The sequence below is a fragment of the Paenibacillus sp. JCM 9796 genome (assembly GCF_055379675.1).
On record NZ_AP043723.1, the window covers coordinates 3481800 to 3493840 of the forward strand.

The 12041-nt window shown below is 53.1% G+C and carries 10 protein-coding genes; 8 read left to right on the forward strand and 2 right to left on the reverse strand.

What is annotated here, in order from left to right; translation table 11 throughout:
* Positions 1-121 precede the first annotated feature (121 nt).
* Genes fdhF through ACZ439_RS16810 form a run of 3 tightly spaced genes read left to right on the forward strand, consistent with a single transcriptional unit; the run spans position 122 to position 3755 of the window.
* Complete coding sequence (gene fdhF / locus ACZ439_RS16800) at positions 122-3100, forward strand: formate dehydrogenase subunit alpha (RefSeq protein WP_127608116.1); 2979 nt, start codon at positions 122-124, stop codon at positions 3098-3100.
* A complete protein-coding gene (locus ACZ439_RS16805) occupies positions 3075-3560 on the forward strand; it encodes a helical membrane plugin domain-containing protein (protein WP_464619950.1) in 486 nt (161 codons plus the stop codon). Before fdhF ends, ACZ439_RS16805 begins: the two co-directional genes overlap by 26 nt.
* A 54-nt stretch (positions 3561-3614) precedes the next feature.
* Positions 3615-3755 carry a hypothetical protein gene (locus ACZ439_RS16810; protein WP_155615095.1) on the forward strand — a complete coding sequence of 47 codons (141 nt, stop codon included), beginning with the start codon at positions 3615-3617 and terminating at the stop codon, positions 3753-3755.
* A 125-nt stretch (positions 3756-3880) separates the two neighbouring features.
* On the opposite strand, the gene ACZ439_RS16815 is transcribed toward ACZ439_RS16810, so the two are convergent.
* Positions 3881-5626 carry a methyl-accepting chemotaxis protein gene (locus ACZ439_RS16815; protein WP_464619951.1) on the reverse strand — a complete coding sequence of 582 codons (1746 nt, stop codon included), beginning with the start codon at positions 5624-5626 and terminating at the stop codon, positions 3881-3883.
* Between the two features lie 318 nt (positions 5627-5944).
* Positions 5945-6703: an IclR family transcriptional regulator gene (locus tag ACZ439_RS16820; protein ID WP_127608113.1), complete on the reverse strand. Its 759-nt coding sequence runs from the start codon at positions 6701-6703 to the stop codon at positions 5945-5947.
* 239 nt (positions 6704-6942) lie between these two features.
* On the opposite strand from ACZ439_RS16820, the gene ACZ439_RS16825 reads away from it, so the two are divergent.
* Genes ACZ439_RS16825 through ACZ439_RS16845 form a run of 5 tightly spaced genes read left to right on the forward strand, consistent with a single transcriptional unit; the run spans position 6943 to position 11980 of the window.
* Positions 6943-8052 carry an ABC transporter substrate-binding protein gene (locus tag ACZ439_RS16825; protein WP_464619952.1) on the forward strand — a complete coding sequence of 370 codons (1110 nt, stop codon included), beginning with the start codon at positions 6943-6945 and terminating at the stop codon, positions 8050-8052.
* A gap of 9 nt (positions 8053-8061) precedes the next feature.
* On the forward strand, positions 8062-9165 hold the full coding sequence (locus tag ACZ439_RS16830) for an ABC transporter ATP-binding protein (protein ID WP_464619953.1): 1104 nt from the start codon (positions 8062-8064) through the stop codon (positions 9163-9165).
* On the forward strand, positions 9162-10019 hold the full coding sequence (locus ACZ439_RS16835) for an ABC transporter permease (RefSeq protein WP_127608110.1): 858 nt from the start codon (positions 9162-9164) through the stop codon (positions 10017-10019). Before ACZ439_RS16830 ends, ACZ439_RS16835 begins: the two co-directional genes overlap by 4 nt.
* Positions 10016-10819, forward strand: a complete 804-nt coding sequence (locus ACZ439_RS16840) for an ABC transporter permease (protein ID WP_464619954.1) — start codon at positions 10016-10018, stop codon at positions 10817-10819. The genes ACZ439_RS16835 and ACZ439_RS16840 overlap by 4 nt, the downstream gene beginning before the upstream one ends.
* Positions 10820-10837: 18 nt before the next feature.
* The gene (locus ACZ439_RS16845) at positions 10838-11980 is read left to right on the forward strand and encodes a M20 family metallopeptidase (RefSeq protein ID WP_054796973.1); all 1143 of its coding nucleotides are present in this window, start codon (positions 10838-10840) and stop codon (positions 11978-11980) included.
* The last annotated feature ends 61 nt before the right edge of the window (positions 11981-12041 follow it).

Here is a 12041-nt window from a genome sequence, read left to right on the forward strand (position 1 = left end):
GCAGCCCTTTTTTTTCAGCTCACTGGCCTTTGGTTAACGGTATAAGTTTCCTGTCATAGGAAATCCTATCGCTAGAGCTTTATGGGATTGGAAATCCATCATGACAAGGCGGCGATAAAGGATGAAGGAGCAAACGTTCTCCATACAGATTAACGACAAGAACTATAGCTGCTCCCCGAATCAAAGTATTTTGGAAGTAGCCAAAGCCCACGAATACTACATTCCTCATGTCTGTTATCATACAAATTTGGGGGCCATACAATCGTGCGATACCTGTATGGTGGAAGTGGACGGTGTCTTGCAGCGGGCTTGTGCGACGGCAGCCAAGCCGGGAATGAAGGTTAACAGCGTGTCCGACCGGGCTAAAGAAGCCCAGTTGGAGGCTATGCAGCGGATTCTGCATAATCATGAGCTGTATTGCACGGTTTGCGATAATAACAACGGCAATTGTACGGTTCATAATACGGCGGAATATCTTCAAGTCGAGCATCAGAAGTATGAATTTACTCCTAAGCCGTATCCTCCGGACAACTCTCATCCGTTTTACCGCTATGAGCCGGATCAATGCATTCTGTGCGGACGGTGTGTCGAGGCTTGTCAGGATCTTCAAGTGAATGAAACGTTGACGATCGACTGGAGTCTCGAAAGACCAAGAGTTTTATGGGATAACGGAGTCCCCATCGATAAGTCCTCCTGCGTTTCCTGCGGACACTGTGTTACCGTATGTCCGTGCAACGCGCTTATGGAGAAAACGATGCTGGGAGAGGCTGGATATTTGACGGGAATTCCGGATGACATTCTAATGCCGATGATTGACCTTACCAAAGAGGTTGAGCCCGGATATCAGGAAATCTTCGCGATATCGGAAGTGGAAGCGGCGATGAGAAAATCCCGCATCAAGCGGACGAAAACGGTGTGCACCTATTGCGGCGTCGGGTGCAGCTTTGAGGTGTGGACCAAAGACCGTAAAATTCTCAAAATCGAGCCGCAGGAGGAAGCGCCGGTGAACGGTATTTCAACCTGTATCAAGGGTAAATTCGGATGGGATTTTGTGAATAGCGAAGAACGGCTGACCAAGCCCTTAATCCGGCAGGGGGACCGGTTCGTCGAAGCCACGTGGGATGAGGCGCTCACGTTGATCGCACAGAAATTAACGGCCATAAAGGATACGCACGGTGCCGACTCGATCGGTTATATTGCGTCATCCAAATGCAGCAACGAAGAGAACTATATTTTCCAGAAATTTGCCCGGGCTGTCATGGGAAGCAACAATGTCGACAACTGTTCGCGATATTGTCAGTCTCCGGCAACGGCGGGACTGATGCGCACGGTTGGAATCGGAGGCGATTCGGGCACGATCCGTGATATTGCGAGTGCCTCGTTAGTGATGGTGATCGGTGCCAATCCGGCGGAATCTCATCCCGTATTGGCAACGCGCGTTAAGCGTGCCCACAAGCTGCATGGCCAAAAGCTGGCGGTGATCGATCTTAGGAAACACGAATTGGCGGAAAGGGCGGATGTCTTCCTAAGGCCTAAGCCGGGGTCGGATTTGGTTTGGCTGTCCGCGGTTACCAAATATATCATCGATCAAGGCTGGGCGGACCGGGCATTCTTGGAGAAACGGGTGAACGGTCTTGAAGAATACGTTCGATCGCTTGAGCCGTATACGCTGGAATATGCGGAGGAACGAACGGGCCTAACCCGGGAAGAGCTGGTGCAGCTGGCCGTGATGATCCATGAAGCCGAATCGGTTTGCGCATTATGGGCTATGGGGGTCACCCAGCATATGGGGGCGACGGATACAAGCACGGCGATCAGCAATTTACTGTTGATTACCGGAAATTACGGCCGACCCGGTACAGGGGCTTATCCGCTGCGGGGACATAACAATGTGCAGGGGGCTTGCGATTTCGGCACGATGCCTGCCTGGTTTCCGGGTTATGAAGCGGTGCAGGACGAGAATGTCCGAGCCCGGTATGAAAAGGCTTGGGGCGTGAAGCTTCCCGAACATCCCGGATTGAACAACCACCAGATGATTGAAAGCATCCATGACGGTAAGCTAAAAGCGATGTATTTATTCGGGGAAGATATGGCCCTTGTCGATTCCAACTCGAATCATGTACATGCCGCTTTCGAGAAGCTTGATTTCTTCGTCGTGCAGGACATCTTCTTCTCGAAGACGGCCCAGTTCGCCGATGTCATCCTGCCGGCTGCGCCGAGTCTGGAGAAGGACGGAACGTTCACGAACACGGAACGGCGGATTCAGCGCTTTTACAAGGTGTTCGAGCCGCTTGGGGAATCGAAGCCCGATTGGGAAATTATCCAGGAGGTTGCGGCCCGGCTTGGTGCGCAATGGAGCTACACGCATCCGGGTGAAATCATGGCGGAGGCGGCTGCGCTGGCGCCTGTATTTGCCGGAGTCAGCTATGAGCGGCTGGAAGGCTGGAGCAGCTTGCTGTGGCCGGTTGCGGCAAGCGGGGTCGATACGCCGTTGCTCTTTACCGAACGGTTTAATATGCCGGAAGGAAAGGCGAGGCTGTTTCCGGTGGCGTGGACGCCGCCGTTTGAACCTGGGGAAGAATTCGATTTGCATTTGAACAACGGACGCATACTCGAGCATTTTCATGAAGGCAATATGACCTACAAATCGAAAGGAATTTCGCATAAGGTGCCGAGCGAGTGGCTGGAGGTATCCCCGGAACTTGCTGAGGAGCGCGGAATTGAGAGCGGAGCGTTAGTGCGTCTCACCTCCCCGTATGGCGAAGTTAAGGTCAAGGTAGAAGTAACGGACCGGGTGAAAGGCAACGAATTATATTTGACGATGAATTCATTCGCCGATGATTCGGCTGTAAACCGTCTGACAAGCAGTTACCATGATCGGGTCACCCATACGCCGAGCTTTAAAGAAATGAGCGTGAAGATGGAGGTCTTGAAGCCTAAGGGGGAGCGGCCGCTGCCGCGCGTGAACCATCGCTTTGGAAACCGCGTACCGCAAATCGGGGTGAAGGTTGAGGAGAAATGGAAGCGGGCTGACTATATTCCGATTCCCGAACTTATCGATGGGGGGGAGACGCATGGCCAGAGCGATTACGGACATTGATAAGCCGGTACCGGATCGGGAGGAAGAAACGGCGCAAGCGATCCGGCACATGATGAAGGAAGCGGCGAACCGTACCGAACCGCTTGTGAAAGTAATGAGTATCCTGGATGAGTTAAACCGGCTGGGCATTCTGGACGCGGTCGAGGGTTTGTTAAAAAACAGCAAGCAAATTGCCGCTATCGGCATGGAGCAGATGAATAAACCCGGCGCTCATCGGATGATCAAGAATGGAATGGGAGCCGTGCAATTGTTAACCCAATTGGATCCGGCCAAGCTCGGGGCGATCCTGCAAGGCTTAAGCGAAGGGGTAAATCAAGCGGTACGACCGGAACCGGACCCCAAACAAGGGTTATGGGGGATCGTTCAATCCTTGCGCAAACCCGAAGTGCGGGTCTCCTTGTCCATGATGATGGGCTTTTTGCAGGGAATGGGGAAGGGATTGAGCAAGAAGTCGCCTTGACATCAACGCCCGACATGAAGGACGCGTTAAGAAGAGAGAAGGGAGGAAGTCCGTATGCCGATGGTTTGTGAGGTTTGCGGAGTTGAAGAAGAGGCGGAAGGCGCCACGCTGCAGGCTCATCTTCACCTATGTGCCGATTGCCGGAAGGACCGGCAGCAGCCCGAATGGTTCGTTCCGACGCATGAAGACAACTAAAGGAGCCGGCTGCTAAATATACCGCTAAGGTATATGCAGAAACGAATATTTTCGGGTGAAATAGCCGCAGGCGTGAAACAAACGAGCCTGACCCGCAGGGACATGCGGGTCAGGCTCGGCAGAAGCTAAAATTTAAACTTAGCGGATACTTGGTGCAATTGATCCGCGATCCGGGACAGGGAGGAGGTCGTCGTTGCGATTTCCTCCATAGCCGTCAGCTGCTCTTGGGCGATGAGCGCGACATGATGCGTGCTTTCATACGATTGCTTGGCAATGTGGGCCATCTCCGTTACGGAAGCGGCTACTTCTTCGCCGCTGGCCTGCATCTGCTGCGAAGACGCGGCCAGTTCTTGAATTTGCTTGGATAAATGTTCGGCCGCCGACACGATCTGCTTGAAGTTGGCGCCGGCTTCCTGGATCGATCGGGTGCCTTCATGGATTTCGCTAAGCCCTGCATTCATGGCAGTAACGGCTTGCCCGGAATCCGATTGGATGGCTTGAACCAGCTCGGCGATTCGGGCGGCGGATTGATTGGACTGCTCGGCTAATTTCTTAACCTCGTTGGCCACTACGGCAAAGCCTCTCCCTTGTTCGCCGGCGCGGGCCGCTTCGATGGAAGCGTTGAGCGACAACAAGCCGGTTTGCGAGGCGATGTCTCGTATGATGGTGACGATTTCTCCGATTTCGGCGGAACGTTCATTCAACCGGTATAATTGAGCTGCGCTTTGTTCGACCGTGCGGTTTAGGGAGCTCATCTTCCGGATCGCTCCCTGTATGTTCTCATTTCCTTGCGCGGCCTGATCCGACGTTTCCATCGCCAGCTCGGATACGAAGCCCGACGTTTCCGCGACGCGCTGAATGCCGCCCGACATCTCTTCCATGGCTCTGCTGGCCTCTTCGGAACCTCTCATCTGATGCTCGGCGCGGGCGGAGGTTTCCTGCATGGCAACAGACACCTGATTGGCGGAGTGCGAGGTTTCCTCCGCTCCCGCAGACAGCTGCTGGGCGGATGCGGCGACTAGCCCGGATGCATCCTGGATTTGACGAACCATCTCTCTGAAGTTATGTATCATGCCGTGAAGGGAGCGGACTAAATCTCCGATTTCATCGCGATTTTTAATATGAAACGCCTGGATATTCAAGTCGCCTGAGGCCAGCTGCTCCATCGCTTTGGACACTCGCCGAACCGGTTTGGATATGTGCAGGGACATGAGGTGAGCGAGCAGCATAGCGATCAATCCGGCTGCCGCAACAAGAATGACGGAGGTGACAATGCTTTTGGCATAAAGCTCGTCGGCCGACTTGCTGGCATGTAACGCCCCGTCATGATTCAATTGGACCAACTTGTCCATATCCAGCTTCATGCTTTTATAAACCTGCTGCGATTCCTGAATTAACCGGATAATTGAATCTCCATCTTTCTGGGCCCCGCTGACCAGGTTCACTTTCGCGGAATACTGTACGAACTGCGTATGGAGGGAAATGTAATCGCTCCAGGACGTTTTCATTTTGACCAATAAATCAAGTTCCTCGGCGGTCGTATTTTTCTTTTCGTAAGTCTGAAATTGCTGGTCGATCTCTTTAATCGTTTGACTGACTTGATCGTTGATCGATTGTTTGGCGGATGGGTCGGGTTCGATCAGGCTTTGCGTTTCCAAGGCCAACACGTGCTCCATTAAATAATTGATATGATTGATGATTTCAACGCCAACCATCCAGTGCTTGGTAATCTCCGTTGTTTTCTGGCTGACGTTTCTTATTCCCGCAGTGGTAAACCAGGCAAGCACACACATCAAAATGAGAATGGCGATAAAGCTGGCGTACAATTTCTTTCCGACGGTCAATTGGATGGAGTTAAACCAGGTTTTCATAAATGCAGGGCTCCTTTGTATGGGTTAATAAACATGAGCGGCGAACAATCGTTCAAACGGCATAATGTCGATTAGAGGACATGGCTTACATTTATGGCGGATAGCGTTAATTATTGCGTAATATCGTTCTCTATATGTAAATGACGTTTCCTATATGTGAACATATAGGATTTTAGCATGGTACCGTAAGGCAACGCAACGTAAATTATAGGACCATAGTTTCGGTTGTGGAGACGGTTTGGGTTGATTCTGTCCGAAACGAAAACGGCTGCCCTGCGCGCGGTTTGAACAAAACCGCGAACAGGACAGCCATTTTTCTCATTTGTTCCGATATCCGAGTTGAAACGAAATATCACGCGTGGTCTCCACGACGAGCTGAATGAAGGTGTCCAGGGACGGGTTTACGCGATCCGTAGGTCCGATCAGGCTGATGGAAGCATTCACGGTGCCGTCCGCATCGTAGATGGGGGCCGCGATACCCGTTACGCCTACGTTTCGCATATTGGAGCTTATTTCATAGCCTTGCTCGCGTATCCGTTTAAGCCGCTCCATGACCTCCTCCGGTTCCTTCAGGGAATAGGGAGTGAAGGTGCGGATTTTCTCTTGCAGGACGTTCCCGATAAACGCCTCATCCTGGAAAGCGAGTATAGCCCGTGCGGCGGAGGTTGCGTAGAGGGGGAAACGCCGGTAGGCCTCTACATTGAAACGGATCGGATGGAGGGAATCGATTTTTTCAACGTAGATGGCGTCCAGCTGGTCCCTTATACAAAGACAAACCAGCTCCTGGGTCGTTTCGGCAAGCCGCTGCAGGAACGGTTTGGTGAAGTCGGCCAAATTATGATTTTTAATCACTTTATTCCCGAGCTCTAACAAGGTATAGCCGAGGGCATACTGTTTATTGGCCGGATTTTGCTTAATGAAGCCTTCGCTTTCCAGCGTCATGAGCAGTTTATGTACGGCCCCTTTAGAAAGCTGGAGCTGCCGGCTCAGTTCGCTGACGCCCATTTCTTTCTCGGAATCGAGAAATAGCTTCAATAGCCTGCAACTGTTTTTAACAGAAGAAAGGTGGTTGTCCATGCTTGATCTAAACTCCTTATTTGGGGAAAGCGAAGCCTCTTGCGGGTTTTAAAAGTTAGTGTATCACAAAAGGTAACGCTTTCCTAGATAAATGACGACGTGGCAGAAAAGATGACATCGACTAAATTTTTTATTGCATTCTTTTGTATTGGCGTGATAATATTTTAATATACTTTTCACATATAGTAAACATCGTTCATGTATAGTGAACGAAAAACCGACTCTCAAGGAGGATTCTTATGAAAAAGTGGGGAAGAATTTTGTCGATTGCAGCATTGTGCGGCACTATGCTTGCGGGATGCGGTTCTACGGCGGAACAACCGAAAGGTGATGCCGGAGCGTCGACAACGAATGAACCGGCAGCGCTTCAACCTGAGAAGCAGCTTGTTGTCGCAGGTAACGGTGCTACCGTAGAGCAATTAATGAAGGACGAGATCTTTAAAAAATTTAACCAGAAATATCCGGATGTCAAGCTGACTTACGTTTCCGGCGTCTCCACCGAAATTGTAGCGAAGGTCAAAGCGCAGAAGGCTTCTCCGCAAATTGACGTGACGATCGTCGAAGGCGGGGAGCAGGAGGCCGGTCGTGTTGAAGGTTTATGGGAAGCGCTCTCGGATAAAGATATCCCGAATATGAAGAAGGTCGGCGAAGATCTCAAGGTGAAGGATAACAGCGGGGTAGCCGTTAACTTCACGCCGATGGGCATCTCGTACAACGCGGAGCTTGTCAAAGCGAAGGGCTTGCCGGTGCCGGAATCGTGGAATGACCTCGCGAAGCCGGAGATGAAGGGCAATGTGACGTTAGCTGAGGTTTCCAGTAACTTTGGCCGCTCGGCGCTGATTATGCTTGCCTACGCTAACGGCGGTTCGGAGAAAAATATGGACGCGGGCTTCGAGAAGCTGCAAACGATCGCGGGTTACATGCCGACGTTCGCTAAGAGCGCCGCGCAATTGCAGCAAAATCTGCAGAACAAGACGGCGGCTTACACCGCCTGGACGATGGCCAGAAGCTTGGTGCAGAAAGACGCCGGTCTGGATCTCCAGTTTGTCATTCCTAAAGAAGGTTCCAACCTCGTTCCTAACGTGGCGACCATTGTCAAAGGGGCTAAAAACCCGAATGCGTCGAAGCTGTTCATTGATTTCTTGTTGACGGATGAAGTGCAAACCATGTACGGCGAGAAGCTGTACTATAACCCGGCGACTGCCGTGAAGCTGCCTGACGATATCGCGAAGAAGCTGAGCTTTGACCGCAGCAAGGTCGTGAAGTTCGATTTGGAGGTCGTAGGCAGCAAGACGCCGGAATGGCTTGACCGCTTTAACAAAGAAGTAGCTCCTAAAGTCGGAAAATAGGTGATCCCCGTGGCCAAAAGCATCGATGTAGAATTGCTCAATGTACAGAAAAAATTTGGTTCCAACGTGGTTGTAGACAACTTTAATCTGCAGGTCGAGAAGGGCGAATGCGTCTCCTTTCTCGGCCCGTCCGGGTGCGGAAAGACGACGACGCTGAACATGATCGCCGGCTTCCTGGAGCCCGATCAAGGCGACCTGCTGATTAAAGGCAAACGGATGAACGGCGTACCGTCCAACAAGCGTGACCTGGGGATGGTCTTCCAGACGTATTCTCTTTTCCCTCACATGACGGTAGCCGAGAATGTCGGCTATGGTTTGAAGCTCCGCAAGGTAGCTAAGGCGGAAATTGCCGAGCGCGTCGGCAAGGTGCTGGAGCTGGTTAAGCTGCCTCATGTAGCGGACCGTTATCCGAAGCAGCTGTCCGGCGGTCAGCGTCAGCGGATCGCCATTGCGAGGGCGCTTGTTACCGAGCCGTCGCTGCTGCTGCTCGATGAGCCGCTTAGCAACCTGGACGCCAAGCTCCGGGAGGAGCTGCGCGATGAGCTGAAGAGGCTGCAGCAAGAAATCGGCGTCACGACGATTTTCGTTACCCATGATCAGGAAGAAGCCTTGTATTTGTCGAGCCGGATTGTCGTGCTTGACCACGGCAAGGTGGAGCAGATCGGTACGCCTTGGGAAATTTACAACCGGCCGGCGTCTGAATTTGTGCATACCTTTATCGGCAAGTCCAATCGGATGCAAGGCGTCGTCGAGCAGGTTCAAGGCGATACGCTCGTGTTGAAGACGGCATCGGGCTTTACGCTGCAAGCGCCATCGCGCGAGCGCCGTTTTTCCATCGGAGAGCCGGTCTCGATTTACGTCAGACCCGAGAAAATTCACTTGCAAACCGCAGATGCCCGGGCGGAGAGCAATAATGAAGTGCAGGGCCGCGTGAAGCTGACCTCGTTCCTCGGGGCCTATACCGAATGCGAGGTTGAGGTGGGCCATGACGTCCTTACCTTCCGCATCGAAACCGCGGAGCAGGAAGCATCCTTGGCGGCCGGCCAAACCGTCAACCTGAACTGGAAGTCGGAAGATGTATTTGTATTCTCCGGGCAGGTGAAGGAACAATGAGCGAGGGACGCAACCGTTCGACGCGAGCCGCGGCTTTGCTGCTTGCCCCCGGGATGGCGGTAGTGCTGGGCGTTTTCCTGCTTCCGATGCTCTATATCCTGATTCTCAGTTTCCAGGATAAGCATGAGGCCTTTTCATTGGAAAATTACCTGCTGTTTGTGCAGGATCCGTATTATGTTCAAATTTTATGGCGGACGATTAAAATGAGTCTGTTAACGGTGCTGGCCTGTTTCCTGCTGGGCTACCCGGTAGCCATGTTTATGGCGCAGACGACGGGGAAGATGAGGGGGATCATCACCTTCCTGATTATTTCCCCGCATCTGGTCAGCGTCGTCATCCGAAATTTCGGATGGGTCGTCATTCTTGGGGAGAAGGGCTGGATCAATACGACGCTCCTGCAGCTTGGACTGATCCAGGAGCCCTTGAAGCTGCTGTATAACGAGCTGGGCGTCGTTATCGGCTTGACCGACTCGTTCATTGTGTACATGATCTTGGCGATTTCGACGAGCCTTTATCAAATTGACGGTTCCTTGTATAAGGCAGCAAGCATTCTGGGCGCCAGCAGGCTGCGCACGTTCTTTACCGTTACTTTACCGCTCTCGCTGCCGGGCATGGTCGCCGGCACGACGCTTGTCTTCAGTCTGTCCATGAGCGCATTCGTAACGCCGGCCCTGATGGGCGGTACGTCCGTGAAGGTGCTTCCGGTCATTACGTATGAGAAGGTCATGGCCCAGCTCAATTGGCCGCTCGGAGCGGCGCTGGCCTTTCTGCTGCTTGGCTCCACGATCGCATTAGTGACGCTGTTTACCCGGCTGGTGGAGACGAAGCGTTATAAAGAGGTGTTCTCTTCATGAGCAGAAAAATAACGCCGTTAGGCGTGATCACGTTTTTCGTCGTATTTTTTATCATTTCGCCGCTGCTGGTCATTATTCCGACCTCTCTCACGTCCGTTAAATATTTATCGTTTCCGCCTGTCGGGTTCTCCTTCATGTGGTACGAAAAAATATTCGATCGGCCGGAGTTTATCGATTCGTTCCTGTTCAGCCTGCAGCTTGCGGCTTTAACGGCTGTCATTTCCACCATCATCGGAACGCTGGCAGGGCTTGCTTTGCACAAGTACAAATTCCGCGGCAGCAGCGTCATCAACGGTCTGCTGCTTTCGCCGCTGACCGTTCCCGCGCTTATCATCGGGATCGCGGTACTGTTGTTTTTTACGCGGATGGGACTGGCCGGTACATTCTTGGGCTTGCTGCTGGCGCACGTGCTGATTTCGATTCCGTATGTCGTGCGTCTTGTCTTAACGGGGCTCAGCTCGTTCGACTATACGCTGGAGCGTGCGGCTTATATTTTGGGGGCCAAACCGTTTCACGTGTTCAGGGACATCACCCTGCCATTGCTGAAGCCGGCCATCATGTCGGGAATGATATTTGCCTTCCTGACTTCGTTCGATAACGTGACCGTGTCGCTGTTCCTGATCTCGCCGTCCAATACGACGCTGCCGCTTGCCATCTTCAGCTACATGCAGGAGACGCTTGATCCGCTTGTCGCGTCGATATCGTCGGTCGTCATTTTGTTGAGTCTTGTGTTTATTATTCTCTTGGAGCGCGTATATGGTCTGGACCGGTTGTTCGGTTCCAATTCGCAATCCCATTAACGGAGCTGCATTACTATCATGTTAACTTCACTTACAGAGCAGATCGAATCCTATTTGCCTGAGCTGCTGCAACTATTGGAGGAGAGCGTCAATATCGATTCTCCCTCCCGAAGCAAAGTGCAAAACGATCGTATGGCCGATTGGTATGCGGCACAGTTTACACGCTTGACCGGGGGGCGCGTCCAGCGCGTTCCTCATCCGATTGCCGGAGATCGCCTGCTGTGCGAGGTAGGACATGGACCTAAGCAAATTCTTCTGGTAGGTCATTATGATACGGTATGGCCGCTCGGCGAGGCGGAACGCCGGCCGTTTCGCATCGAGAACGGGAATGCCTACGGTCCCGGTGTGTACGATATGAAAACGGGTCTGCTGCAGGCCATATTCGCCTTGAAGGCGCTGCAGGATACAGGAAGCTTCCCTGAAGACAAACGGGTCGTGCTGCTGCTGAACAGCGACGAGGAAATCGGCAGCCCGAATTCCCGTGAGTTTATCGAGAACGCGGCGCGCCAATCGGCGGCCGCTTTCGTATTGGAGCCGCCTATGGAGCCTGCCGGCGCATTGAAAACCGCCCGGAAGGGCAGCGGCCGGTATAAGCTGCAGGTGAAAGGCAGATCCGCCCATGCCGGCGTTAATCCGCAAGCAGGGGTGTCGGCTATTGAAGAGCTGGCCCGCCACATTCAGCGGCTGCACGGCATGACCGATTATTCCCTCGGAACCACCTTGAATGTCGGTGTCATTCAAGGTGGGATCGGCGCCAACGTGGTGGCCGATTATGCCGAGGCCGAAATCGATGTGCGGGTGGCTACGCTGGACGAGGCGAGACGGATCGAAGCGGTATTCGCCTCGTTGGCTCCCAGTCTGCCGGGCGCGGAGCTGTCCGTCTCGGGCGGCATGACGCGTCCTCCGATGGAGCGGTCGGAGGCGGCGGGGGCGTTGTATGCGCTGGCCCGCGAAATTGCGCAGAGCGAGCTGGCCGTCTCCCTGGAGGAGACATCGACCGGCGGCGTCAGCGACGGCAACTTCATAGCGGCCGTCGGCACACCGACTCTCGATGGTCTGGGCGCCCGCGGTGATCACGCGCATTCACCCTTGGAATATGTGCGGATCGGCGAGATTCCGCAGCGAACCGCCTTGCTTGCGCGATTGATCGCGCGCTGCTGAGCCGCGGTTAAATAGGATCGATAAAAAGCCCCGAAGAGGATTCTTCGGGGCTTTGCTCTTG

Coding starts and splice junctions, on each gene's coding strand:
- fdhF (WP_127608116.1), top strand. CDS start 122: ATGAAGGAGCAAACGTTCTCCATACAGATTAACGACAAGAACTATAGC.
- ACZ439_RS16805 (WP_464619950.1), top strand. CDS start 3,075: ATGGCCAGAGCGATTACGGACATTGATAAGCCGGTACCGGATCGGGAG.
- ACZ439_RS16810 (WP_155615095.1), top strand. CDS start 3,615: ATGCCGATGGTTTGTGAGGTTTGCGGAGTTGAAGAAGAGGCGGAAGGC.
- ACZ439_RS16815 (WP_464619951.1), bottom strand. CDS start 5,626: ATGAAAACCTGGTTTAACTCCATCCAATTGACCGTCGGAAAGAAATTG.
- ACZ439_RS16820 (WP_127608113.1), bottom strand. CDS start 6,703: ATGGACAACCACCTTTCTTCTGTTAAAAACAGTTGCAGGCTATTGAAG.
- ACZ439_RS16825 (WP_464619952.1), top strand. CDS start 6,943: ATGAAAAAGTGGGGAAGAATTTTGTCGATTGCAGCATTGTGCGGCACT.
- ACZ439_RS16835 (WP_127608110.1), top strand. CDS start 9,162: ATGAGCGAGGGACGCAACCGTTCGACGCGAGCCGCGGCTTTGCTGCTT.
- ACZ439_RS16840 (WP_464619954.1), top strand. CDS start 10,016: ATGAGCAGAAAAATAACGCCGTTAGGCGTGATCACGTTTTTCGTCGTA.
- ACZ439_RS16845 (WP_054796973.1), top strand. CDS start 10,838: ATGTTAACTTCACTTACAGAGCAGATCGAATCCTATTTGCCTGAGCTG.